This window comes from Nonomuraea sp. NPDC001699, from assembly GCF_053596455.1.
Genome location: NZ_JBSFGF010000001.1, coordinates 252292 through 275592, shown reverse-complemented (window position 1 = coordinate 275592; position 23301 = coordinate 252292). Strand labels below are relative to the sequence as shown.

Genomic DNA, 23301 nt, shown 5'->3' with positions numbered 1-23301 from the left:
CTCGGACGTAAGGCACATCTGGTAAGAAGGTTCTTCCGAGCACCAGAAGGGCCTGTCACTAGGGTGAGCATCGTCGTAGTACGGCGCCCGGAGCGCCGCCCCAGCCCGAAGGCTCCGCGCGGGGAGATCCTGCTGGAGTCTCCACCGGAGATCCCCGAGGTCCAGTCACAAGGCATGATGGCGGTGCTGACGTACCTGCCGATGGTGGCGGGCGCGGCGGCGATGGGTCTGATGTTCACCGCCGGCGGCACCAACGCCAACCCCATCATGTACGTGGCCAGCGGCCTGTTCGCGTTCTCCATGGTCGGCATGACGGTCGGTCAGATGGGCCGCCAGGCGGGCGAGCGCAAACAGCGGCTCAACGGCGCCCGGCGCGACTACTTCCGCTACCTGGCGCAGATCCGCAAGAAGGTGCGCAAGGCCGCCATCCAGCAGCGCGAGGCCCTGGAGTGGAGCGGCCCGTCCCCCGACACGCTCTGGTGGACCGCGATGGGCCCGCGCCTGTGGGAGCGCCGCCCCCGCGACGAGGACTTCAGCACGGTACGGCTCGGCACCGGCATCCAGAAGCTGGCCGTCCAGCTCATCCCCCCGGACTCCAAGCCGGTCGAGGACCTGGACGCCCTGTCGGCCGGCGCGCTGCGCCGCTTCATCCGCACCCACTCGACCGTCGAACGCCTCCCGGTCGCCGTCGCGCTGCACTCCTTCGCCCGCATCAAGCTGGACGGCGACCCCGCCCTGGTCCGCGACCTGGTCCGGGCCATGATCGCGCAGATGGCCGTCTTCCACTCCCCCGACGACATGCGGATCATGGTGTGCGCGAGCAAGGAGTGGATGAGCCACTGGGAATGGGTCAAGTGGCTGCCGCACGCGCTGCACCCCGAGGAGACCGACGGCGCCGGCCAGGTCAGGCTCATGGCCGAGAACCTGGCCCAGCTCGACCGCCTGGTGGGCGGCGAGCTGAAGGAACGGGCCCGGTTCAAGCCGGGCGCCTCGCCGGACGCGCTGCCGTACCACGTGCTCATCCTGGACGGCGGCCACGTGCCGCAGGACTCGCAGCTCGGCGCGGACGCCATCGACGGCGTGACCGTGATCGACCTGACGAACTCGGCCGGCACCGTCGAGGAACGCAGCACGCTGCGGCTGCGCATCGACGCCGCCGGCTTCCACATGGTCAAGCTGGACCACGCGGGCCGCGAGAACACCAACCGGCTCGGCGACCCCGACTCGCTGGACTACCTGCGCGCCGAGGGGCTGGCCCGCCAGCTCGCGCCGCTGCGCGCGTCCTCGGCCAAGGGCGGCGACGCCCAGGACGTGCTGGCGGTCAACACGACCCTGACCGAGCTGCTCGGCGTCGGCGACCCGACCCGGCTGGAGCCGTCGGTGACCTGGCGGCCGCGCGCGGGCCGCAACCGGCTGCGGGTGCCGATCGGGCTCGGCGCCGACGGCCGGCTGGTCGAGCTGGACATCAAGGAGTCGGCGCAGGGCGGCATGGGCCCGCACGGCCTGGTCATCGGCGCGACCGGCTCGGGCAAGAGCGAGCTGCTGCGCACGCTGGTGCTCGGGCTCGCGGTCACGCACTCCTCGGAGATCCTCAACTTCGTGCTCGTCGACTTCAAGGGCGGCGCGACCTTCCTCGGCCTGGACGGCCTCTCGCACGTCTCCGCGGTCATCACGAACCTGGAGGACGAGCTGCCGCTCGTGGACCGCATGCACGACGCCCTGCACGGCGAGATGGTGCGCCGCCAGGAGCTGCTGCGCGCGGCCGGCAACTACGCCTCCCTGCGCGACTACGAGAAGGCCCGCGAGCAGGGCGCCAACCTGCGCCCGCTGCCCACGCTGTTCGTCATCCTGGACGAGTTCAGCGAGCTGCTGACGGCCAAGCCCGAGTTCATCGACCTGTTCGTGATGATCGGCCGGCTCGGGCGTTCGCTCGGCGTGCACCTGCTGCTGGCCTCGCAGCGGCTGGAGGAGGGACGGCTGCGCGGCCTCGACACGCACCTTTCGTACCGGATCGGCCTGCGGACGTTCTCGGCCATGGAGAGCCGGGTCGTGCTGGGCGTGGCCGACGCGTACGAGCTGCCGTCCGCGCCGGGCAACGGGTACCTGAAGTTCGACACCACCGGCATGACCCGCTTCAAGGCCGCGTACGTGTCGGGCCCCCACCATGTCGACCTGCGGCACGTCGCCACCCACGACGGCTCGGTGACGGTCAGGGAGATCGTCGAGTACGGCCCCGACTTCGTGCCCGTCCCGATGGTCGACGAGCAGCCCGAGGACCCCGCGGCGCAGGAGGAGAGCAACAAGGCGCAGCAGAGCCTCCTGGACATCGTCGTCGGCCGCCTGGTGGGCCAGGGGCCGGCCGCACACCGCATCTGGCTGCCGCCGCTGGCCGAGCCGCCCACGCTGGCGCACCTGCTGCCGCCGCTGTCGGTCACGCCCGAGCTGGGGCTGTCCACCGCCGGCTGGCCGGGACGCGGCCGGCTGCAGGCCGTCGTGGGGCTCATCGACCGGCCGTTCGAGCAGCGGCGGGACCCGTACTGGCTGGACCTGTCCGGCGCGGCCGGGCACGTGGGCGTGGCCGGCGGCCCGCAGAGCGGCAAGAGCACGATCCTGCGCACGCTGATCACCAGCATGGCGCTCACGCACACGCCCGCCGAGGTGCAGTTCTACTGCCTGGACTTCGGCGGTGGCGCGCTGTCCTCACTGGAGGGGCTGCCGCACGTCGGCGGCGTGGCCTCCAGGCTCGACGCCGACCGGGTGCGCCGCACGGTCGCCGAGATCGCCTCGATCCTGCGCGACCGGGAACGCGAGTTCACCGAGAACGGCGTCGACTCCATGGGCACCTACCGCAAGCGGGTGGCCGACGGCTCCCTCCAGGGCGACGGCTGGGGCGACATCTTCCTCGTCGTGGACGGCTGGCTGACGATCCGGCAGGACTTCGAGACCCTGGAACCGGTCATCACCGACCTGGCGGCGCGCGGCCTCGGCTACGGCATCCACGTGGTGGCGGCGACCGGCAAGTGGTCGGAGTTCCGGCCGGGCATCCGTGACCTGTTCGGCACGCGGGTGGAGCTCAAGCTCGGCGACGCCTACGAGTCCGAGATCAACAGGAAGAAGTCCCTGGCCGTGCCGGAAGGCGTGCCCGGACGCGGCCTGACCAAGGACGGTCTGCACTTCCTCGGCGCCCTGCCCAGGATCGACGGCGTGCAGGACTCCGACGACCTGGCCACCGGGCTCCAGGGCCTGGTGCAGGCGATCGGCGACTCCTGGCAGGGGCCGCCCGCCAAGCAGGTCAGGCTGCTGCCGTCGGTGCTGCCCGCCGCGTCGCTGCCGGGTGTGGAGGAGACCGGCAAGGAGCGGATCGCGATCGGCGTGGACGAGGCCGCGCTCGCGCCCGTGCTGATCGACTTCGACGCCGACCCGCACTTCATCGTGGTCGGCGACACCGAGAGCGGCAAGTCCAACATGCTCAAGGTGATCGCCGAGAACGTCGTCGCCCGGCACACGCCGCGCGAGGCCATGATGATCGTGATCGACTACCGCCGGTCGCTGCTGGACACGGCGGTCAGCGAGAACCGCATCGGCTACGCCGCCTCCAGCGCCGCCGCGCTCGAACTGGTCAACGACGCCCGCAACGCCCTGCTCAAGCGCCTGCCGCCGGCGAACCTCACGCCCGAGCAGCTGCGCGCCCGCGACTGGTGGAAGGGTTCCGACCTGTACATCGTGGTCGACGACTACGACCTGGTGGCCACGTCCAACAACCCGCTGCTGCCGCTGGTCGAGCTGCTGCCGCAGGCCCGGGACATCGGACTGCACCTGATCATGTCGCGGGCCATGGGCGGCCTGGGCCGGGCCATGTTCGACCCGGTGATCCAGCGCATCAAGGACATGGCCAGCCCCGCGGTGATCCTGTCCGGCAGCAGGGACGAGGGCTTCCTGTTCGGCAACGTACGCGCCCAGCCGCAGCCTCCGGGACGCGGCTTCGTGGTGGACAGAAGGTTCGGCTCGCGGCTGGCGCAGACGGCGTTCTGGCCGCCCCCGGAGGAGGAGTGATGGCAGGACTGGACATCCACTTCGAGGCCCTGGACGACTGCCGCATCGCGGCCCATGCCGTGGCGAACAAGTTCGGCGACCTGGCCGACGGCTTCCCCGCCACGGCCGTCGACTCCTCGATCTTCGGCAAGCTGGCCGACTCCTCGGCCCTCGCGACCGCCGTGGGCCGGGTGGAGGGCGTCGCCGACAGCGAGTGCGGCAAGGCCAAGAGCCTCGTCCAGAGCGTCGAGCGGGCCCTGGACCTGGTGGAGAGCAACGTGCGGAAGGCGAACGACCCGTCATGAGCGCACCGGAGGCGATCAACAGCCTGCCCGGCGGTCCCGCTCTGGCCGCGCTGGCCGAGCAGGTGACCGGCAACCCGAGCTCGATCCGGGGCATCGCCGCGCGCTGGCGTACGGCCGCGGGCGAGGTGCTCGCCGGAGCGGGCGAGCTCGGCAGCGCCGTCACCACCGTGGACCTGGCCTGGGAGGGCGCCTCGGCGGACGCGTTCGTCCGTTACATGTGGGACTACGGCAGGGCCGGCCAGGGCCTGCACGACGCGTTCGACGCCTGCGCGGACGCGCTCGACGCCGCCGCCGACGCGCTGGAGAGCTCACAGCGCCAGGTGGACGGCATCTGCGACCGCCTGCTCACCCGCGTGCAGACCTACAAGGACGCCAACCCCGACGCCAAGCCGGAGGACCTGAACGCCGAGATCGGCCGCCTGGTGCGCGAGGAGACCGAGAACGCCGGGCAGCCGGTCAAGGACGCCAGGACCGCCGTCTCCGACGCCAAGAAGGCCATCGACAGTGCGCTGGCCGAGCGCAAGATGACCTTCGCCAAGATCAAGGCGGCGGGCGAGCAGGAGGGCGAGCACAGGTTCGTGCCGGACGCCGATCACCGGCTGGACTGGCGGCGTACCCAGAGCTACACCTCGCCCTATTCGGGCAGCGGCGGCAGCCCCATCATCGGCGGCTACGGCTCCAGCGGGCCGCCGCCCGCCGCGGGCGGCGGGCCGGCGCCCTCGGGCAAGGTGAAGGAGTGGATCGAGGAGGCCGTCGCCATCCTCAAGGCGAACGGCTACCCGGCCGACAAGATGAACGTCAACGACATCTGGATGATCATCCAGCACGAGTCCGGCGGGAACCCGCACGCGATCAACCTGTGGGACTCCAACGCCGCGGCCGGGCACCCCTCCAAGGGGCTCATGCAGACGATCGACCCGACCTTCAACGCCCACGCCATGGACGGCCACCGGAACATCTACAACCCGGTGGACAACATCATCGCCGGCGTGCGCTACTCGATCGATCGCTACGGCAGTGTGTCCGCGGTGCCGGGGGTCGTCGGGACGAAGACCGGATCCGGCTACCGCGGATACTGAGCCCTAGCCGCAGTTGGCCCAGTCGGCGCCGCCCCTGACGGAGCCCGCGCTGCCCGAGTACCGCACGCACTTGCCCTTGGCCGGAAGCTTGACCGGGCCCGCGTAGTACTCGTAGTTGCCGCTGTCGGTGCTGCTCGGGCCGCCCTGAACCTCCAGGGTCGCGCTGACGGGGCTCGCCTTGCCGACGTCGGCGCCGGACTTGAGGGTGACCACGCAGTTCTGGCCCGTGCTGCTGTTGTAGAGCTGGTACGTCGTGCCGCCGCTGAACGGGCTCGACCGCTGGACCACGAAACCGGACCCGCACACCTGCGTCGCCGTGTAGGGGTTCGGCTTGGCCGGGGGCTCGGAGGTCTTGGTGGGCTCCGGCGCCTGGGTGGGCTTCTGGGTGGTGGGCTCAGGAGCCTGGGTGGGCTTCTCGGTCGGCTTCTGCGTCTCGGTCGGCTTCTGCGTCGGCGTCGGCGTCGGGGTCGGGGTCGGAGTCGAGGTCGGCGTGGGCGTCGGGGTGGGCGTCTCCGTCGGCTTCTGCGTCGGCTTCTCCGTGGGCTTCTCCGTCGGCTTCTGGGTCGGCTCCTCGGTGGGCTTCTCCGTCGGCTTCTGGGTGGGCGTCTCGGACGGGGTCGGCGTGACCGTCCTGGTGACCGTGGCCGTCGGCTCGGGCTCCTTGTCGGTCTTCTTCGCCTGCGCGGTCGGCTGGGCCGTCGGCTGCTGGTACGTCGGGACCACCATCTGCTGGGTCACCGTCGGCGTCGGCACCGAGGTCAGCACCGGCACCTGGCGGGTGTTCGTGGAGTCGTCGTCGTCCGGCAGCACCAGCGGGCCCACGCCGTCGTCGTCCGGGGACGGCGTGGTCGCCCAGGGGGCGGTGACCTCGGGCTGGGGCTGCGTGGGCGCGGCGGTCATGGCCTGCTGGGCGGCTGCCGCGCCCGAGCTGGGCGAGGCGGAGGCCGCCGCGGCGGCGGGCTCGAAGGTGACGTTGGAGGAGTAGCGGCTCGCGCCCCACAGGCCGAGGGCCGACAGCAGCACGACCGCCATCACGCCGGCCGCCAGGCCGATCGGGAACGGCTTGCGTGCCGGGGCGGCGCCGGCCGCGCCCGCCGCGACGGGCCGGCCCGGCTCCACGGGCGGGTTCTGCGGTCCGGGCGGCGGTCCCCACGCGGCCTGCACGGGCACCGGCGGGTACTGCACCGGCACCCCCTGCACCGGCTCCTCGTGCGCGGGAAGGTGCTGCATCGGACCGGGCTGCATCGGACCGGCCTGCATCGGGTCCTGCCCCATCGGGACGGGAGGCAGTGCGCCGGGCGGGATCGGGCCCTGCTGCATCGGGTCGTGCGGGAACGCGCCCGGCGGGATCGCGCCTTCCGGCAGGAATCCCGGGGGTGCGGGCTGCGGGGGCACCGGGCCGTACGGGGCCGGTGCGCCCTCGATGGCCAGGGGCAGCACCGGAGGCCGGCCCGGCACGGGCGGCTGCCCCGGCACCGGAGGCTGACCCGGCATCGGGTACTGGCCGTCGATCAGGGTGACCAGGGCCGCCGGGTCGGACGGCAGCTGGACGGGCACGCCGTCGATCGGCGCGGCCGGCATGGGGGCCTTGTCGTCCCCCAGCAGCCGCAGCAGCGCCGTGTACGTCGTGGGCCGTCCGGACACGTCCTTGGACAGCGCCGCGAGCACGGTCTGCCGCAGCGGGTCCGGCAGCCCGTCCACCACGGGCTCGTCCGTGAGGACGGCGTGCGCGTCCTGGCCGAACGGCGCGGAGCCGGTGGCCGCGAACACCACGGTCGCCGCCCAGGCGAAGACGTCGGCGTAGGGCCCGTACTGGAGGCCGTTGAGCTGTTCGGGGGCGCGGTAGCCGATCTCGCCGGCCGGGTCGCCGATCTCGATGTCGGTGACGCGCAGACCCTCGCCGGTGAGGATCACGTTGTTCGGGGTGAGCCCGCGGTGCGCGAACCCGGCCAGGTGCACCGCGGTGAGCGCGGTGAGCATGCCGACCGCCACGCGTTCGAGCGCGTCACCGGTCAGCGGGCCGTCCTCGGCGACGGTCTCGGCCAGCGAACGTCCTTCGACGTGCTCACGTACGACGTAGAGCTGGCCGTCCTGGACGCCGGCGTCGAGCGTGCGGGCCACGTACGAGCTGGACACGCGGGCGACGTCCTTGAGCCGGGTCACGAAGTCCGGGTCGGTCGCCGGGTCGACGGTCAGCGTCTTGATCGCGACCGGATCGGCGTCCTCGGACTCCTTGCCCAGATGAACGGCGCCACGCGGGCCCTGCCCCAACTGGCTCACAATGTCGTGGTCGCCGAAGCGCTCCGGTACAGGCGCCTGGGGGGAGTCCTTCTCCACCATGACCGTCCTTTCAGGAGTCTGTCATGATCGAGAGACATTTAACCAAATAAGCCCCATAAGCATCAGCAGTTTCGGTCGCTCGTTCTTACAGTTAACCGTCAATTCGCCCAAGATCCGGCGGCGAGCCGGGCCGCCAGCGCCGCCTGCGTCCCATGGGCACGACCACCCAGGCCGCCATCACGAGCCCGGCCAGCGACAATCCGCCCACCGCGACCACCGTCGCGACCTCCATCGACCGCTGGTCCGGCGGCACGGCCTTGCGCACCACGGTCGCGGGCAGCGGCGGCGGCACCGGCGGCGCCACGGCCACCTGCTCCGACGGCAGGACCGCCGTCACCGCGAGCAGCGGGTTCACCATGCCGGCGCCGGTGCCCGTCCCCGACGCGCCGTCGGCGGTCATCGTGATGCGCCTGCGCACCTGGAGCTGCGTCAGCCCGGGATGGCGGGACCGGACGAGCGCGACCACGCCCGCCACGTAGGGAGCGGCGTAGCTGGTGCCCTTCAGGGCGGACTGGTAGCCCTTGAGCGGCCAGGTCGAGCTGATCCCCTCCCCCGGGCCGAGCACGGCGACCGCGTTGGGGTTGGAGAACGTCGAACGCCCGCCGTCCGGGGTCGCCGAGCCCACCGACAGCACCCCGTCGTAGGCGGCGGGATAGGAGGGGGCCGACGTGCCGTCCTCCTTGGTCAGGTTGCCGGCGGCGGCGACGATCACCACGTCCCGCTCCAGCGCGTAGGCGACGGCCGCCCTCAGGTCGGCCGTGTCGGGGGCGTCGATCGAGAGGTTGATGACGGTGGCGCGCTCGTCCACGGCCGTCTTGATGGCCTTGGCCAGCAGGCCCACGTCGCCTCTGTCGCCGTTGACCTGCTTGATCGACAGCAGCCTGACCCCGGGGGCGACGCCGTGGAAGGGCACGTCCTTGCGCGGCTGGCCGGCGATGATCCCGGCGACCGCCGTGCCGTGGCCGACGCAGTCGCGAAAGCCCGTGTTGGTGAGGTCGGCCTTGCCGCTCAGGCGGATCTGCGGGTGCGTCTCGTCCACGCCGCTGTCGATGACGGCGACCGTGACGCCCCGGCCCGTGGTCAGCGGCCACACCCGCTGCACGTTGAGCCGCCGCTGCGCCCAGCTCTCGGCGATCGCCATGGTGGCCTTCTTGGGCGTGCACCGCTCGGGCGCGGCCTGCGCCGGCGCCGCCGCGAACTGCAGGGCGAGCACGCTCGCCGCCAAGGCGCGACCAATCATGAAGAGAGAGCGTAGCCTGCCCGATCCGGGAGGAACGCTCCCCTCAGGACGGAAGAAGCCCCGGCGCCCGGCCAGGGCCCCCGTCCGTGCTCATTGCGTGGCGGACTCGATGTTCTGCCGGTACGTGTTGATCACCCGCGAAGCCTCCCGCAGCTCCTCGGTCATGCGCGTGAAGGCCGTGCGGTACTGGTTCCAGGCCTCGCCGAACCGTTTGGCCCCGTCGCCCGTCCACGCGGTGCCCACCTTGGCCGCCTCGCGGTCGAGCGCCGCCGACACGGTCTGGAGCGCCTCGGCCTGCTGGGTGAACTGGCTCGCCATCTGCTGCATTTCAATGGGGTTGCCGCCGAGCATACTCTGGCTCATGCATACCTCCTGGGACTGGTGAAAGCGCCCTCACCTTAAAGCGGGCCACCGCCCATCGCCCCCGTTATGCCGAGCGGCTATGGTCGTCCAGAGGATTATTCGGATCAAAGGAGTGATCCATTCATGCGCGAGGTCGTGGTGACGGGTGGCGGCACCGGGATCGGCTATGCCGTCGCCGAGGCGTTCGTCTCCCTCGGCGACCAGGTCACGATCACCGGCCGGCGCGAGCAGGTGCTGAAGGCGGCGGCCGGGCGGCTGGGGGCGGCGTACGTGCCGTTCGACGCCGCGAGCCCCGCCGCCGTGCAGGGCGCGCTCGACAGCCTGCCCGCGCACGTCGACGTCCTGGTCAACAACGCCGGGGGCAACACCAACCTGGAACGCGGGCAGTCCGGCGACCTGGCGGACGTCGCCGAGGCGTGGTGGGCCAACCTCAACGCCAACCTGCTGTCCGCCGTCCTGGTCACGACCGCGCTCACGCCGCGCATGGGCGAGGGCGGCCGGATCATCTCCATCGGCTCGATCGCCGCGCGCGGCACCGGGTCCGGCTCGTACGGGGCCGCGAAGGCCGCCGTCGAGTCCTGGACCGCCGACCTGGCCGCCGAGCTGGGCCCCCGGGGCGTCACCGCCAACGTGGTGGCTCCCGGGCTGGTGATGGAGACCGAGTTCTTCCGCGGCAGGCTCACGGAGGAGAGCGTCAAGGCCCGCGTGCAGAAAACGCGCAACGGGCGCCCTGGCACCCCCTCTGACGTGGCCGATACCGTTCTCTTTCTGGCATCCGCGGGAGCCGGGCACATGACGGGGCAGGTGCTGCATCTCAACGGCGGCGCGTACCTCGGCCGCTGAGCACTCACGAGGAAGGGACGAAGGTCGGTGCGGAAGGTTCTGATCGCCAATCGCGGCGAGATCGCCGTACGGGTGGCCCGCGCGTGCACGGACGCGGGGATCGGCAGCGTGGCCGTCTACGCCGACCAAGACATCGACGCCCTGCACGTCAGGGCGGCCGACGAGGCGTACGCGCTGGGCGGGCAGTCCCCCGCCGAGACCTACCTCGACATCGCCAAGCTGCTCGACGTCGCCGCGCGCTCCGGCGCCGACGCCGTGCATCCCGGCTACGGCTTCCTGGCCGAGAACGCCGCCTTCGCCCAGGCCGTCATCGACGCCGGCCTGATCTGGATCGGCCCGCCCCCGGCCGCCATCGCCGCGCTGGGCGACAAGGTGCAGGCCAGGCACATCGCGCAGAAGGTCGGCGCGCCGCTGGTGGCCGGCACCAAGGACCCGGTCTCCGGCGCGCCGGAGGTCGTGGCGTTCGCCGAGCAGCACGGCCTGCCGATCGCGATCAAGGCCGCGTACGGCGGCGGCGGGCGCGGCATCAAGGTCGCGCGCAGGCTGGAGGAGGTCGCCGAGCTGTACGAGTCCGCCGTCCGCGAGGCGGTGGCCGCCTTCGGCCGGGGCGAGTGCTTCGTCGAGCGCTACCTCGACCGTCCCCGGCACGTCGAGACCCAGTGCCTGGCCGACCGCGAGGGCAACGTGGTCGTGGTCAGCACCCGCGACTGCTCGCTCCAGCGCCGCCACCAGAAGCTGGTCGAGGAGGCCCCCGCGCCGTTCCTGTCGCCGGAGCAGATCGACCTCCTCTACACCAGCTCCAAGGCCATCCTGAAGGAGGCGGGCTACGTCGGCGCCGGCACCTGCGAGTTCCTCGTCGGCCAGGACGGCACGATCTCCTTCCTGGAGGTCAACACCCGCCTCCAGGTCGAGCACCCGGTGAGCGAGGAGGTCGCGGGCGTCGACCTGGTGCGCGAGATGTTCAGGATCGCCGACGGCGAGCTCCTGGGCTACGACGACCCGGCCCTGCGCGGCCACTCGATCGAGTTCCGCATCAACGCCGAGGACGCCGGGCGCAACTTCCTGCCCGCCCCCGGCATGCTGACCGCCATGCGCACTCCGTCCGGGCCCGGCGTGCGCCTCGACTCGGGCTACGAGGCCGGGATGACGGTGCCGCAGACGTTCGACTCGCTGGTGGCCAAGCTGATCGTGACCGGCCGCACCCGCCGCGAGGCCCTCGACCGGGCCCGGCGGGCGCTGGCCGAGTTCGAGATCGACGGCATGCCGACCGTGCTGCCCTTCCACCGGGCGGTCGTGACCGATCCGGCGTTCACGTCCGAGCCGTTCGCCGTGCACACGCGGTGGATCGAGACCGAGTGGGACAACCCGGTCGAGCCGTACGCGGGCGAGGTCGCCACGGCTCCGTCCGCCCCGGCGGTGCGCGAGACGGTGACGGTCGAGGTCGGCGGCAAGCGCCTTGAGGTGGTGCTCCCGGCCGGGCTCGGCATGGCGGGCCCCGCGCCCGCCGCGGGCAAGGCGCCGCGTCGCGCCGGCGGCGCGCGGAAGCACGCCTCCGCGGGCGGCGACGCGCTGGTCAGCCCGATGCAGGGCACGATCGTCAAGGTCGTGGCGAACGACGGCGACGTGGTCGGCGAGGGCGACACGGTCGTGGTGCTGGAGGCCATGAAGATGGAGCAGCCGCTGACCGCCCACAAGTCGGGCACGGTCACGGGCCTGTCGGCCGCCGTCGGCCAGACCGTCACCTCGGGCGCCACGATCTGCGAGATCAAGGACGCCTGAGCCCGCTCCCCCGTGCTTCCGCGCCGTCGCGGGCAGGTAACGTGCCCAGTGAGGAACTTTGCCGACCGCCCGTTCGTCCTCATGGGCGAAGGAGGCTTGCTGCCAATGACCCATTCGCTGCGCCGAGCAGGGGCCGCGATCGCGGCTCTGATCGCCGGGCTGTTCGTCGTTCTTGCGCTGTCCCCTGCCGCCAACGCGGCGGCGCCACCTGACGCACAGACTGTGGTGCAAAACTGGAAGAAGGCCCCGCTCTACGTGGTGTCGGGCTCCCCCTTGAGCTCCAGCCAGCAGAGTGACATCAACGACGCCCTGAAGGACGCCGACAGCAAGATCTACGCTGTCGCGCTGCCCGACGGCACCTTTGACAACTCCACCGTCGGGCCGTACCTGTCGTCGCTGGGCAAGGCGCTGGTGGAAGCCGGGCGTCCCAAGGTGACGGTGGTGGTGTTCGACGGCGAGACGATGTTCGCCGGGTCCAACGCCCTGCGGAACAACCTCGCCGGCCAGCTGGTCAAGCTCTCGGTGAACGCCAACTCGGGCGACATCGTCGCGGGCGTGAAGGACTTCACGAACCGGGTCGACGCGGCGGGCAAGAACGACCGCAGCGGCGCCCTGAGCACCAGCAGCCAGGCCAACCCCGGCGCCGGGGGCCAGTTCGCGCTGGTGGCCCTGCTCGGCCTGCTGGTGGTCGGCGGTGGCGGCTACTTCCTGTACTCCAAGAACAAGAAGAAGAAGCGCGCCATCCAGGAGGCCAAGGACCTCGCCGCGGTCAAGCAGACCGTGGAGGAGGACGTCACCAAGCTGGGCGAGGAGATCACCGAGCTCGACACCGACGTCACCCTCGCCGGCCAGGGCGGCGGCCACATCACCGAGTGGCAGCAGGCGCTCGACTCCTACGAGAAGGCCAAGACGCAGCTCAACGCGGTCCAGCGGGCCGACCAGGTCCGCGAGGTCACCCAGACCCTTGAGGACGGCCGTTACGCGCTGGCCGTGGTGAAGGCCAAGGTCAACAACCGGCCGATCCCCGAGCGGCGCGCCCCCTGCTTCTTCAACCCGCAGCACGGCCCGTCGGCCCGTGACGTGCGCTGGGCCCCGCCCGGCGGCGCGGTGCGCGACGTGCCGGCCTGCGCGATGGACGCCGAGGCCGTCGAGCGCGGCTTCGACCCGCAGATGCGCGAGGTCATGGTCGACGGTCACCGTCGCCCCTACTACGACGCGGGCCCGGCCTACCAGCCGTACGCCTACGGCTACTACGGCGGCTTCGGCGACATCATGACCGGCATGTTCATCGGCACGATGATGGGCAGCATGTTCCACGGCGGCTGGGGCGGCGGCGGCTACGGCGCCGGTTACGCCGAGGGCTACCAGGACGGCGGCGGCGGGGGCGACCTCAGCGGCGGCGACTTCGGCGGCGGAGGGGACTTCGGCGGCGGTGGCGGCGGCTGGGGCGACTTCGGCGGCGGCGGCGGAGACTTCGGCGGTGGCGACTTCGGCGGCGGCGACTGGTAACCCTGCGCCGACCCTGACGGGCGCGCCCTCCCATTCCGGGGGGCGCGCCCTTTTCGTGTTCCGGGGTAAACCTTCCCGGCCCACTTCCGCGTTGAGGCCGTGTGAGTGAATCCGACGACGCCTCCTACGCCGCCTTCGTGGCGGCGGCCTGGGACAGGCACATGGCCGTCGCCATCCTGCTCGCCGGCGACCGGCACCGGGGCGAGGAACTGCTGCAGGACTGCCTGGTGCGGCTGTACGTCCATTGGCGGCGCGTGCGGTCCGCCGACCCGCACGCCTACCTGCGGCGCATGCTGGCCAACGGCAACGTCAGCCGGTGGCGGCGGCGACGGCGGGAGGTGCCCACCGCCAGTCCGCCCGAGCACACCGATCCCCGTCAGCAGCTCCACGAGCCGCACGAGGACCTGCGTCGCGCCCTGCTCGCCCTGTCGCCCAGGCAGCGGGCGGTGGTGGTGCTGCGGCACTACGAGGACCTGACGGAGAAGGCGGTCGCGGCCGTACTCGGTTGCTCGGTCGGCGCCGTCAAGAGCCAGCACTCCAGAGCGATGGCGCGCCTGCGTACGGCTCTGCGCGAAGATCAGGAGGCAGCACGATGAAGGACGACCAGGAACTCCTGGCGCGGGCACTGCGTGTTCTCGCCCAACGTGAAGAGCCCACGCCCGCGCCGGTGCCCGCGCTGGTGCGACGAGGGCGCCGGGCCAGGCGGATCCGCACCGCGACGCGAGCCGCCGCGGGGGCGCTGCTCGCCTCTGCGGCCGCCGTCGTGATCCTCGGCGGCGCCGGGATCGGACCCGCGGGCGCGCCGCCGAGCGCCCTTCCGGCCGGTACGCCGGCGTCCTCGGAAGGAGCGCGCCAGGCGTTGGACGCACGTTTCGTGTTGCTGGCCGCGGCCGAGTCCGCCGGGCACGGGCCCGCCGCCGCCGGCCGGTACTGGCACGTCCGCGCGCGCACCACCCAGCCGGTGAGCCACCCGCAGGCGAAGAACCCGCCGTTCTCGGCCAGGCTGACGAACACCCAGGACACCTGGTACGCGGCCCGCCGGGGTGCGCCCAGCCGGACCGTGACCCGCCAGGACCCGAAGGTCACCTTCGCCTCCCCCGAGGACGAGGCTCGATGGAGGCGGCTCGGCTCCCCCGACCTGAGCGGGGGAAAGCCGTCGAGCAATGACTACGCCATGCAACTCCGCTTCCTGATCGGCAGCCACCGCTACACGCTCCGCCAGCTGCTGGCCCTCCCGGCCGACAAGGAGAAGCTGGCGAGCCTGCTGCGGCGGCTGTTCGACGAGGAGGAGCCCGGCGACTGGTGGCCCGGCATGCCGACGTTCACCTCCTATGTGTGGGCGACGGCGCAGGACCTGCTCTCCGGTCCCATCAGCCCGGGAACCCGTTCCTCCCTGTATCGGGTGCTCGCGGAGCAGCCCGCGATCAGGTCGCTGGGCGAGGTCACCGACCCGCTGGGCCGTACCGGCGTCGCCCTGGCGCTGACCACGCCGGGCAGCGGTGAGGGCGCGGGCGAGTCGCGCCTGGTCGTGGACGTCGCGACGGCGCGGTTGCTCGCCTACGAGCTCCGCCCGCCCGGGCGGTCCGAGCCGCTGATCCAGACCACGTACGAGGAGACGGGCTGGGTCGACCGCCTGGGCGAGCGTCCGTAGCGTGGCCTGCGGCTCGAACGGTCTTCCGGTCGCGCGGCCTGCGAGCGGCCCGCCCGCTCGCGGGCCGCTCCGGGGTCGGTCAGGGGATCTGGCCTGGTTCGTCCACTACGCCCGTCGCCAGGTCGGCGCTCGCGTAGAACGTGCCCTTGCGGGCCGTCACCTCACCGCCGATGACCTCGTCCTGGAGGGTGTCCACGCGCCTGCCGAGGAAGCGGTAGGTCGCGGCGTCCAGCACCAGGTACGACCGCGAGACGATCTGGCCCTGCGCGTCCCGCACCGACCCCCCGGGGACGGAACCGGCGGGCTCGTAGGCGATGCCGATCCCCGCCCGGCCCGCCGCGTCCCGTACGCCGAGGTCCACCCGCACCCCGGGGAGCTCCGCGAGCGCGCGGAAGATGGCGGCCTCGACCTGCGGCGGCATGGGGACCCCCGCGTCGAGGTAGACCGACAACACGCGGAACGCCCGCGCGTCCGGCTGCTCGGCCTCCGCCCCCTTCGGCAGGGTCGACCAGTGCCGGTCGCCCCTGACGTGGTCCAGCAGCGCGGCGGGATCGGTGGGCAGGTCGGCGAACTTGGCCGCGTACTGCCGGGGTGTCAGGTCGTCGTCGCCCGGGTCGGGGGTGATCTCCAGGGATTCCATGGAGCCGCCGTTCTGGCGGTACGCGTACCGGGTGCCGTCGTACCGGGTCCAGGATTCCCCGACCGTGCCTCGCTCCTCGGAGGGCTGCTTGACCAGATCCTTCCGGTACATCCACTGGTCGGGGCGCGGCTCGTGGTGCTTGCGGCGCCCCTCGGCCACCAGGGCGGCTTGGCGCAGCACCGTCTCGGCCCGTACCGGCATGGTGGTCACGGCGCCCGGCGGAGCGGGGGCCGGGGTGTGGGAACCGTTCACCGCCACGACGACGACGGCGGCGGCTGTCGCGGCGGCCAGCAGCGACGGCACCGCCCAGAACCGGCGCCGCTTCCGGGCCGGGGCCGGGGCGAGGACCGGCGGCGACGCCGGGGCCAGGGCTCGGGCGCGCACGGCGCGCAGGCGGGCGGCGTCGGGCTCGGGGGCGTCCGCGCGCAGCTCGCGCAGGAGCGTGAGGTCATCGTCCACGGCCGGGCTCCTCCTCGTCGGTGTCGTGGATGGCTGACGGCGCGGCGTCGTAGGTGGTTGAGGGGGCGGTGTCGTGGATGGCTGACGGGTCGATGCCACCCAGGGCCGCCCGGGTCTTTCTCCTGGCGCGGTGCAGGCGCGAACGCACGGTCCCGATCGGGACGCCGAGCGCGCGGGCGACCTCCTCGTAACTGAGGTCGGCCCAGGCGATCATCAGCAGCACCTCGCGGTCCGGCGGCGACAGCGTCGCGAGCGCCCCCGCCAGCTCGCGGTGCGCCGCCCCGGCCGACACGCGGGCCGCCACCCGGTCGGCGTAGCTCTCGGCCACCGCGTCGAGGCCTGTCCTGGCCAGGGCGCGGTAGGCCCTGGTCTCGGTACGGCGGTGCTTGCCGATCAGGTTGGCGGCGATGCCGTACAACCAGGGGCGGGCGTCGCGGTGGGTGGTGTCGTAGCGGGCCAGGCGGCGGAAGGCGTCCAGGAACGTCTCGGCCACGATGTCGTCGGCCAGCGAATCGCCCAGGCGGCGGGTGACGTATCTGTGGAGCGCGGGGGCGTGCCGGTCGTACAACGCCGAGAAGGCGGCGGGGTCGCTGCGGGCACGTCTGATCACCTCCGCGTCGTCCACCTCGGTGTCCTGCGTCAAACTCTCGGCTCCGTTCTTCGGGCTGAACACCCCCTTTCACCCGATAGGACGGATCCGGTTCTCGTGTGGGCCATGAAGGGCTTCGCCGATGGGCGCGGTGAGCTCAGGCTGTGTCGGGGAAGGCCCCCGGCGGGGACCTACCGGTCCCCGCACCCCTCGGACGAACCCGACTCCGAAGCGACAGACGTCTGCCTCAGATGGCGAACTCGCCCCGATTGGCGCCATACAAGAACGCCTTCCACTCCTCAGGAGTGAAGATCAGCGCTGGGCCCTGTGGGTTCTTGCTGTCACGGACGGCGATGATCCCCGGAAGGTTGGTCGCGACCTCGACACACTGCCCTGTGTCGGCGCTGGCGCTGGACTTGCGCCATTGCGCATCATCAAGGTTCAGCTGGTCCATTTGGCTATCGCACCCTCTATCGCCTGTCGAGTGACATTCTTCGGCTGTGCGTGCGCTCTGATGCTGTCATACCTCTGCTTCAAACGCGCGACTGCGTCGTGGTCGCCTGACACTTGTCCGGACAGAAGCGAGTCCGCCGAAACCACCTCGGATCCGTCGCGCAGCCGCGCCAGCGCGAACGCGCTCACCATGCCGGCTATGCAACCAGCCGTGTGCGGAAGCATCTGAACAGTGATCTGGGGATGCTCGGTGAGCTCCAGCAGAAAACGCAGTTGCCCGACCAGGACACCGGCCCCGCCGAAGGGCCGATGGAGGACTCCCTCCTCAATGACTGCGAGAAGGGATGGCGGGTTGGATGCCTCGAAGACGCCGATGCGCCGGATCCGCGCCTGGACCTGCTCTTCCACCTGATCGGATGAGCCTGTACCCGCGAAGACGGCACGGGCGTAGTCCACGGTCTGGAGCATGCCGGGGATCACGAGCGGATCCCACGAGTACATGATGACGGCTTGCGGTTCGATCTCCTCGACCCACCGTGCGAACCAGCCCAGAGCGGGTGACTGAGAGATGCGCTCGTGGAGGCCGGTGAAATGGCCGTCGGTGCCGAACGCCCTGTCCACTTCGCGAGCGAATACCAGCGTGGGGACCCGTCGGCCTTTTTCGACATGACTGACGAGTGATTCGTGACAGAGAATGCGTAGAGCAAGTGCGGATTGTGTCATTCGAGCCGCTTTACGTCGTTCTGCGAGGTCACGAGCGAAACGCGCCCTGGGTGACAAATGATCGCTGACATCGGGAGTCATGGCGTCTCCGCAGGTCAAGAGCAGGTGGATTGCCTTCCGGAAGGCTACTGCGACGCCCTTCCGACAATCAATACATGCCAGGCGTCATTCCTTGTCGGCCAGGTTTCGCGAGGTGTGAGCGCTATGCCATCGCGCGCCCCTTCATGCTGGATCCCGGGCGACAGCGCTTTTGTCGCAAGAAACGTCAGGATTCGCTTTGGAGGGAATTCATGTCACTTCTCCAGACCGTCTCCAGCTGGAAAGGCATGACGCTGACGCGCGGTGACCGAGCCCCCGGAGAAAGCCGGCAGACGATTCGGCGCTGGCTGGACGATGTCGATCCACTGCTTAGGGACGATGCGCTGACGGTCGTCTCAGAGCTGGTCACCAACGCGGTCAGGCATGTGCCGCCGGGGCCCGAGCGTGACTGGGTCACGGTGCTGCTCGAGGTCGGGGACGGGTTCGTACGCCTCGAAGTGGTCGACCCCGGGACGGCGGAGCGAGAGCCGCGCTTCGCCCCCCTGGACGCCGGGTCCCTGCGGGAGTCAGGTCGCGGCCTCGGTCTGGTGGCCGCACTGTCCGTCAGGAGCGGCACGCACGTCGCCGAACCGTACGGCCACCGTGTCGTATGGGCCGACCTGGAAAGGAACGTCCCTAGCGGACCACCCGGTACGTGAGATGTGTGACCAGGTCGGTGCCCGTGGGCGGGGCCGCCGGGGTGAGGGTGATGTCGCCCGCGTCGGCGAGGAGGCGTTCGCCGCGACCGAGGATCACGGGCGCGACGTGCAGGCGCAGTTCGTCGATGTGGCCGGCGGCCAGGTACTGGTTGACGGTGGCGGCGCCGCCGGCGATGGAGATGTCGCGGTCCCCCGCGGCCTCGCGGGCCCGGGTCATGGCGGCTTCGATCCCGTCCGTGACGAAGAAGAACGTCGTGCCGCCCTTCATGGGCAGCGGCTCGCGCGGGTGGTGGGTGAGGACGAACACCGGCGCGTGGTACGGCGGCTCCTCGCCCCACCAGCCGGTCCAGTCCGGGTCCCAGTCGCCGCGGCCGGGGTCGAACATGTTGCGGCCCATGATGAACGCCCCGGCCGCCGTGATGGCCTCGATCACCTCGGCGTGCCGCTCCGGCTCCTCGAACATCCACTGGTGCAGCCGGTCGCCCACACCGTCGCCGAACGGGTTCTCCAGGCTCTGGTTGAGCCCCGCCACGTAGCCGTCGAGGGACGTTCCCATGTCGCAGGTGACCTTGCCCATCTCGGTTCGCCTCCTGTCTCGTGGCGCCCTGGCGGCGCCATCACCAGGGAGTCGGAGCCGGGGACGGGTTCTCTACACGGCGCGGGGAAACTTTTCGCGAACAGGAAACTTTTCGCGAACAGGGGCGGGAGGAGTCGGGCGGGCGGCGGTCGGGTAGGTTCGCCGGTTAGGAAAGTTTCCTAATTCTAGGAGTGCACATGAAACTCGCCGTGATCGGGGGCGGTTCGACCTACACCCCCGAGCTCATCGACGGCTTCGCCCGGCTGCGCGACGAGCTGCCGCTCACCGAGATCGCCCTGGTCGATCCGGACGCCACCCGGCTCGACCTGGTGGCGGGCGTGTCCCGCAGGATGTTGCGCAGGGCCGGGCACCCGGCCGAGGTGGTCGCCACCGCCGACGTGGCCAAGGGGGTGGCGGGCGCGGACGCCGTGCTCTTCCAGCTCAGGGTGGGCGGCCAGGCCGCGCGGAACGTCGACGAGACGCTGCCGCTGCAATGTGGCTGCGTCGGGCAGGAGACGACCGGGGCGGGCGGGCTGGCCAAGGCGCTGCGCACGGTCCCGGTCGTGCTCGAACTGGCCGAGCAGGTACGCGCCCACGCGCCCGACGCCTGGATCGTCGACTTCACCAACCCCGTCGGCATCGTCACCAGGGCGCTACTGGACGCCGGGCACCGCGCGATCGGCCTGTGCAACGTGGCCATCGGGTTCCAGCGCCGCTTCGCCCGGCACCTGGGCGTGGCGCCGGAGAGCGTCACGCTCGGTCATGTCGGGCTCAACCACCTGACGTGGGAGCGGTCGGTCCTGGTCGACGGCGTCGACGTGCTGCCGAAGCTGATCGCCGAGCACGGGCCGGAGCTGGCCGACGACCTCGGCCTGCCCGTGGAGCTGCTGCGCCGGCTCCAGGTGGTGCCGTCCTACTACCTGCGCTACTTCTACGCCCACGACCTGGTGGTGTCCGAGCAGCGGGCCAAGCCGTCGCGGGCGGCGGAGGTCGCGGCGATGGAGGAACAGCTCCTGAAGCTGTACGCCGACCCGGCCGTGGACACCAAGCCGGACCTGCTGGACAAGCGCGGCGGCGCCTACTACTCGGAGGCGGCGGTCGCGCTGATCGCCTCGCTGCTCGGCGACCGGGGCGACGTGCAGGTGGTCAACACCCGCAACGACGGGGCGCTGCCGTTCCTGCGTGACGAGGCGGTCATCGAGGTCCCGGCCAGGATCTCGGCGTCGGGGGCGGTGCCGCTGCCGGTCGATCCGGTGGAGCCGCTGTACGCGGGCCTGATCGCGAACGTCTCCGCGTACGAGGAGCTGGCGCTCGACGCGGCGCTGCGCGGCGGCGCGGACCGGGTGCGCAACGCCCTGCTGGCCCACCCGCTGATCGGCCAGGAGGCCGTCGCGGACGAGCTGACCGGCCTGCTGCTGGCGGCGAACGAGCGGTACCTGTCATGGTGATCATCGCCGTGGACGCGGGCAACAGCAAGACCCACGTCGTCGTGCTCTCGGACGACGGCACGGTCCTGGCCCAGGGCGACGGCGGGCCGTTCGAGCCGCAGACCGTCGGCGTGCCGGCGGCGGTGGACGTCGTGGAGGAGGCGGTCAGGCGGGCGCTCGGCCCGGCGGCCGCTCCCCCGTACGCCGACCACCTCTACGCCTATCTGGCCGGGGCCGACCTGCCGGTGGAGGAGGAGGCCCTCGCGGCCGAGTTCCGCGCGCGCGGGATGGCGGCCGAGGTCGTCGTGGGCAACGACAGCTTCGCGCTGCTGCGTTCGGGGGCGTCCGGGCCGAGCGGCGTCGCCGTGGTGTGCGGCGCGGGCATCAACGCGGTCGGCGTCTCGCCCACCGGTCAGGTGGCCCGCTTCCCCGCGCTCGGGAAGATCAGCGGCGACTGGGGCGGGGGTGGCGGCCTGTCCGAGGAGGCGTTGTGGCACGCCGTCCGCGCCGAGGACGGCCGGGGCGCGCCGACCGCACTCGCCGACCTGGTCAAGGCGCACTTCGGCACGCGGACGGTCGAGGAGGTGGTGCTCGGCGTGCATTTCGGGCAGATCGAGCGGCATCACCTGACCGCGCTGGCCCCCGGGGTGTTCGAGGCCGCCGCGTCGGCTGACGCGGTCGCGTTGGCGCTGGTCAGCCGGCTGGCCGACGAGATCGTCGTGATGGCCGAGGTGTGCCTGCGCCGGCTGGACCTGCTGGAGACGCCGACGGAGGTCGTGCTCGGCGGGGGCGTGCTGCACGCGCGCATCCCGCTGCTGGTCGCGATGCTGGAGGAGCGGTTCGCCGTGCGGGCCCCGCTGGCCAAGCAGGTCATCCCCGACCAGCCGCCGATCGTGGGCGCCGCGCTGAACGGTCTGGACCGCGTCGGGGCCTCCGAGGAGGCCAAGGCTCGGCTCCGAGCGCAGTTCTAAAGGTTCCGAGCGCAGTTCTGAAGGTTCCGAGCGCAGTTCTAACGGTTCCGAGCGCAGTTCTAGAAGGTATTGACGCACGTGGGGCGGTAAGTCTAGAGTCAGCCGCCAACCGTCTGGAAGGTATCCGGACGGTTGGCGGTTCAAGGAGGCCACCCATGTCCACCAACCCCAGCCGACGTGAGGTTCTTCGACGTATCGGGCTCACCGCCCTCGCGACGGGCCCGGGCGCCGGGCTGCTCGCCGCGTGCGCCACCGGCCGATCCGCCGCCCCCGTCGCCTCCACTTCGGCCGCCCCCACCTCGGCCGCCAACCCCCTCGGCGTGGACGCCGCCCGGCAACTGGAAGTCGTGATCTTCAGCGGCGGCAACGGCGACGGCTACGCGACCGACCTGCACGAGGCCCTGTACAGCAAGGCGTACAAGACCGCCAAGATCAAGCACGTGCCGACGCAGAAGGTGGGCACGCAGCTCCGCCCCCGCTTCATCAGCGGCGACGCGCCCGACGTGGTCAACAACTCCGGCCCCGATGCCCTCGACCTGCAGTCGCTCGTCGCCGAGGGGCACCTCGCCGACCTGACGCCGCTGTTCGACGCACCCTCCCTGGTGGACCCGGCCAAGAAGGTGCGCGACACGCTGGTCGGCGGCGTCTACGACAACTCATTGATCGACGGCGTGCCGCGGGTGCTGCAGTACACGGTCGCCCACCGCGCCCTGTGGTACAACGCCAAGCTGTTCGAGAAGCGCGGCTGGCAGGTGCCGAAGACGTGGGCGGAGTTCAACGCCCTCGGCGAGGAGGCCAGGAAGGCGGGCATCGCGCTGTTCGCCTACCCCGGCCAGGTCGGGCCCTTCTACCAGCTCTGGAACCTCGTCTACAGCGCCGCCAAGGTCGGCGGCAACAAGGTGATCGTCGACATCGACAACCTCGCCGACGGCGCCTGGCAGGCCGAGCCCGTACGGCAGGCCGTCGCGGCGTGGGCGCAGGTGCAGCGCGACTTCGGCGACAAGGCGTACTTCGGGCTCGACCACACCCAGACGCAGGTCAAGCACCTGCAGGACAAGGTGCTGTTCTACCCCTGCGGCTCCTGGCTGGAGAACGAGATGGCCAAGGACCGGCCGGCCTCCTTCGAGTACGCGATCGCCCCGGTGCCCAGCATCACCGCCGCCGACGCGATGCCGTACGAGGCGATCATGATCGGGGTGAGCGAGGCGTTCTTCGTGGCGGCCAAGGGCAAGAACCCGCAGGGCGGCCTGGAGTACCTGCGCCTGATGTTGTCGCGGGAGGGCGCGCGCGGATACACCGAGATGACCAAGAACCTCACCGTCGTCAACGGCGTGGTCGACGGCCTCGACCTGACCTCGGCCGTGCGCAGCGCGGCCAAGGCCCAGGAGGCCGCCGGGACGAACATCATCACCGACGCCCGCTTCGAGGGCTGGTACAAGGAGCTGTTCGACCACGGTCAGGTCCAGACGAACTCGGTGATGTCCGGACGGATCACTCCGGAGCAGTTCTGCGCGAACATGCAGAAGAAGGCGGACGAGCTCAAGGCCGATTCGTCGATCGCCAAGCAGACCCGGAGCGTCTGAC

At 71.5% G+C, this 23301-nt stretch carries 20 protein-coding genes; 12 read left to right on the top strand and 8 right to left on the bottom strand.

Annotated features, from left to right (window positions below; all coding sequences use genetic code 11):
* The first annotated feature begins 63 nt into the window (after nucleotides 1-63).
* Genes eccCa through ACWCSU_RS01365 form a run of 3 tightly spaced genes read left to right on the top strand, consistent with a single transcriptional unit; the run spans nucleotide 64 to nucleotide 5416 of the window.
* Nucleotides 64-4053, top strand: a complete 3990-nt coding sequence (eccCa, locus tag ACWCSU_RS01375; protein WP_449932791.1) for a type VII secretion protein EccCa — start codon at nucleotides 64-66, stop codon at nucleotides 4051-4053.
* Complete coding sequence (locus ACWCSU_RS01370; RefSeq protein WP_449932789.1) at nucleotides 4053-4337, top strand: hypothetical protein; 285 nt, start codon at nucleotides 4053-4055, stop codon at nucleotides 4335-4337. Before eccCa ends, ACWCSU_RS01370 begins: the two co-directional genes overlap by 1 nt.
* Nucleotides 4334-5416 (top strand): transglycosylase SLT domain-containing protein, encoded by a 1083-nt coding sequence (locus ACWCSU_RS01365; protein ID WP_449932787.1) that lies wholly within the window; start codon nucleotides 4334-4336, stop codon nucleotides 5414-5416. Before ACWCSU_RS01370 ends, ACWCSU_RS01365 begins: the two co-directional genes overlap by 4 nt.
* A 3-nt stretch (nucleotides 5417-5419) precedes the next feature.
* Here ACWCSU_RS01365 and ACWCSU_RS01360 read toward each other — a convergent pair whose 3' ends face one another.
* From ACWCSU_RS01360 to ACWCSU_RS01350, 3 genes are all read right to left on the bottom strand, one after another.
* Entirely contained in the window at nucleotides 5420-7756 is a 2337-nt protein-coding gene (locus ACWCSU_RS01360; protein ID WP_449932785.1) for a protein kinase domain-containing protein, read from the bottom strand.
* Nucleotides 7757-7847: 91 nt separating this feature from the next.
* Nucleotides 7848-8996 (bottom strand): S8 family serine peptidase, encoded by a 1149-nt coding sequence (locus ACWCSU_RS01355; RefSeq protein ID WP_357702496.1) that lies wholly within the window; start codon nucleotides 8994-8996, stop codon nucleotides 7848-7850.
* Between the two features lie 90 nt (nucleotides 8997-9086).
* Nucleotides 9087-9359, bottom strand: coding sequence for a WXG100 family type VII secretion target (locus tag ACWCSU_RS01350; RefSeq protein ID WP_357702494.1), 273 nt, complete (start codon nucleotides 9357-9359; stop codon nucleotides 9087-9089).
* Nucleotides 9360-9482: 123 nt separating this feature from the next.
* On the opposite strand from ACWCSU_RS01350, the gene ACWCSU_RS01345 reads away from it, so the two are divergent.
* The 5 genes from ACWCSU_RS01345 (at nucleotide 9483) to ACWCSU_RS01325 (ending at nucleotide 15141) form a co-directional block, all read left to right on the top strand.
* Nucleotides 9483-10202: an SDR family NAD(P)-dependent oxidoreductase gene (locus tag ACWCSU_RS01345; RefSeq protein ID WP_449932782.1), complete on the top strand. Its 720-nt coding sequence runs from the start codon at nucleotides 9483-9485 to the stop codon at nucleotides 10200-10202.
* Between the two features lie 27 nt (nucleotides 10203-10229).
* Complete coding sequence (locus ACWCSU_RS01340) at nucleotides 10230-11981, top strand: acetyl/propionyl/methylcrotonyl-CoA carboxylase subunit alpha (RefSeq protein WP_449932780.1); 1752 nt, start codon at nucleotides 10230-10232, stop codon at nucleotides 11979-11981.
* 105 nt (nucleotides 11982-12086) lie between these two features.
* A complete protein-coding gene (locus ACWCSU_RS01335; protein ID WP_357702488.1) occupies nucleotides 12087-13490 on the top strand; it encodes a hypothetical protein in 1404 nt (467 codons plus the stop codon).
* Between the two features lie 101 nt (nucleotides 13491-13591).
* Nucleotides 13592-14086, top strand: coding sequence for a SigE family RNA polymerase sigma factor (locus ACWCSU_RS01330; protein WP_364086210.1), 495 nt, complete (start codon nucleotides 13592-13594; stop codon nucleotides 14084-14086).
* Nucleotides 14083-15141, top strand: a complete 1059-nt coding sequence (locus ACWCSU_RS01325; RefSeq protein ID WP_449932777.1) for a CU044_5270 family protein — start codon at nucleotides 14083-14085, stop codon at nucleotides 15139-15141. The genes ACWCSU_RS01330 and ACWCSU_RS01325 overlap by 4 nt, the downstream gene beginning before the upstream one ends.
* 79 nt (nucleotides 15142-15220) lie before the next feature.
* Here the strand turns inward: ACWCSU_RS01325 and ACWCSU_RS01320 are convergent, their stop codons facing one another.
* The 4 genes from ACWCSU_RS01320 to ACWCSU_RS01305 all read right to left on the bottom strand — a co-directional run bounded on the left by ACWCSU_RS01320 (nucleotide 15221) and on the right by ACWCSU_RS01305 (nucleotide 18086).
* The gene (locus ACWCSU_RS01320; RefSeq protein ID WP_449932775.1) at nucleotides 15221-16240 is read right to left on the bottom strand and encodes a CU044_5270 family protein; all 1020 of its coding nucleotides are present in this window, start codon (nucleotides 16238-16240) and stop codon (nucleotides 15221-15223) included.
* Nucleotides 16230-16883 carry an RNA polymerase sigma factor gene (locus tag ACWCSU_RS01315; RefSeq protein WP_449932773.1) on the bottom strand — a complete coding sequence of 218 codons (654 nt, stop codon included), beginning with the start codon at nucleotides 16881-16883 and terminating at the stop codon, nucleotides 16230-16232. The genes ACWCSU_RS01320 and ACWCSU_RS01315 overlap by 11 nt, the downstream gene beginning before the upstream one ends.
* Before the next feature lie 193 nt (nucleotides 16884-17076).
* Nucleotides 17077-17283, bottom strand: a complete 207-nt coding sequence (locus tag ACWCSU_RS01310) for a DUF397 domain-containing protein (RefSeq protein WP_449932771.1) — start codon at nucleotides 17281-17283, stop codon at nucleotides 17077-17079.
* Complete coding sequence (locus tag ACWCSU_RS01305; RefSeq protein ID WP_449932769.1) at nucleotides 17271-18086, bottom strand: helix-turn-helix domain-containing protein; 816 nt, start codon at nucleotides 18084-18086, stop codon at nucleotides 17271-17273. The genes ACWCSU_RS01310 and ACWCSU_RS01305 overlap by 13 nt, the downstream gene beginning before the upstream one ends.
* Nucleotides 18087-18160: 74 nt before the next feature.
* On the opposite strand from ACWCSU_RS01305, the gene ACWCSU_RS01300 reads away from it, so the two are divergent.
* Complete coding sequence (locus tag ACWCSU_RS01300; protein WP_449932767.1) at nucleotides 18161-18742, top strand: ATP-binding protein; 582 nt, start codon at nucleotides 18161-18163, stop codon at nucleotides 18740-18742.
* Here ACWCSU_RS01300 and ACWCSU_RS01295 read toward each other — a convergent pair.
* On the bottom strand, nucleotides 18720-19319 hold the full coding sequence (locus ACWCSU_RS01295) for a dihydrofolate reductase family protein (protein WP_364086193.1): 600 nt from the start codon (nucleotides 19317-19319) through the stop codon (nucleotides 18720-18722). The two genes, ACWCSU_RS01300 and ACWCSU_RS01295, sit on opposite strands and share 23 nt — an antisense overlap.
* A 197-nt stretch (nucleotides 19320-19516) precedes the next feature.
* Between ACWCSU_RS01295 and ACWCSU_RS01290 the strand changes: the two genes are divergently transcribed.
* The 3 genes from ACWCSU_RS01290 to ngcE all read left to right on the top strand — a co-directional run bounded on the left by ACWCSU_RS01290 (nucleotide 19517) and on the right by ngcE (nucleotide 23300).
* Entirely contained in the window at nucleotides 19517-20767 is a 1251-nt protein-coding gene (locus tag ACWCSU_RS01290; RefSeq protein WP_449932765.1) for a 6-phospho-beta-glucosidase, read from the top strand.
* Nucleotides 20761-21717, top strand: coding sequence for an N-acetylglucosamine kinase (locus ACWCSU_RS01285; RefSeq protein WP_449932763.1), 957 nt, complete (start codon nucleotides 20761-20763; stop codon nucleotides 21715-21717). The genes ACWCSU_RS01290 and ACWCSU_RS01285 overlap by 7 nt, the downstream gene beginning before the upstream one ends.
* A gap of 155 nt (nucleotides 21718-21872) precedes the next feature.
* Nucleotides 21873-23300, top strand: coding sequence for an N-acetylglucosamine/diacetylchitobiose ABC transporter substrate-binding protein (gene ngcE / locus ACWCSU_RS01280; RefSeq protein WP_449932761.1), 1428 nt, complete (start codon nucleotides 21873-21875; stop codon nucleotides 23298-23300).
* Nucleotide 23301 lies beyond the last annotated feature (1 nt).

Coding starts and splice junctions, on each gene's coding strand:
- ACWCSU_RS01370 (WP_449932789.1), top strand. CDS start 4,053: ATGGCAGGACTGGACATCCACTTCGAGGCCCTGGACGACTGCCGCATC.
- ACWCSU_RS01365 (WP_449932787.1), top strand. CDS start 4,334: ATGAGCGCACCGGAGGCGATCAACAGCCTGCCCGGCGGTCCCGCTCTG.
- ACWCSU_RS01360 (WP_449932785.1), bottom strand. CDS start 7,756: ATGGTGGAGAAGGACTCCCCCCAGGCGCCTGTACCGGAGCGCTTCGGC.
- ACWCSU_RS01355 (WP_357702496.1), bottom strand. CDS start 8,996: ATGATTGGTCGCGCCTTGGCGGCGAGCGTGCTCGCCCTGCAGTTCGCG.
- ACWCSU_RS01350 (WP_357702494.1), bottom strand. CDS start 9,359: ATGAGCCAGAGTATGCTCGGCGGCAACCCCATTGAAATGCAGCAGATG.
- ACWCSU_RS01345 (WP_449932782.1), top strand. CDS start 9,483: ATGCGCGAGGTCGTGGTGACGGGTGGCGGCACCGGGATCGGCTATGCC.
- ACWCSU_RS01335 (WP_357702488.1), top strand. CDS start 12,087: ATGACCCATTCGCTGCGCCGAGCAGGGGCCGCGATCGCGGCTCTGATC.
- ACWCSU_RS01325 (WP_449932777.1), top strand. CDS start 14,083: ATGAAGGACGACCAGGAACTCCTGGCGCGGGCACTGCGTGTTCTCGCC.
- ACWCSU_RS01310 (WP_449932771.1), bottom strand. CDS start 17,283: ATGGACCAGCTGAACCTTGATGATGCGCAATGGCGCAAGTCCAGCGCC.
- ACWCSU_RS01305 (WP_449932769.1), bottom strand. CDS start 18,086: ATGACTCCCGATGTCAGCGATCATTTGTCACCCAGGGCGCGTTTCGCT.
- ACWCSU_RS01300 (WP_449932767.1), top strand. CDS start 18,161: ATGCCAGGCGTCATTCCTTGTCGGCCAGGTTTCGCGAGGTGTGAGCGC.
- ACWCSU_RS01295 (WP_364086193.1), bottom strand. CDS start 19,319: ATGGGCAAGGTCACCTGCGACATGGGAACGTCCCTCGACGGCTACGTG.
- ACWCSU_RS01290 (WP_449932765.1), top strand. CDS start 19,517: ATGAAACTCGCCGTGATCGGGGGCGGTTCGACCTACACCCCCGAGCTC.
- ACWCSU_RS01285 (WP_449932763.1), top strand. CDS start 20,761: ATGGTGATCATCGCCGTGGACGCGGGCAACAGCAAGACCCACGTCGTC.
- ngcE (WP_449932761.1), top strand. CDS start 21,873: ATGTCCACCAACCCCAGCCGACGTGAGGTTCTTCGACGTATCGGGCTC.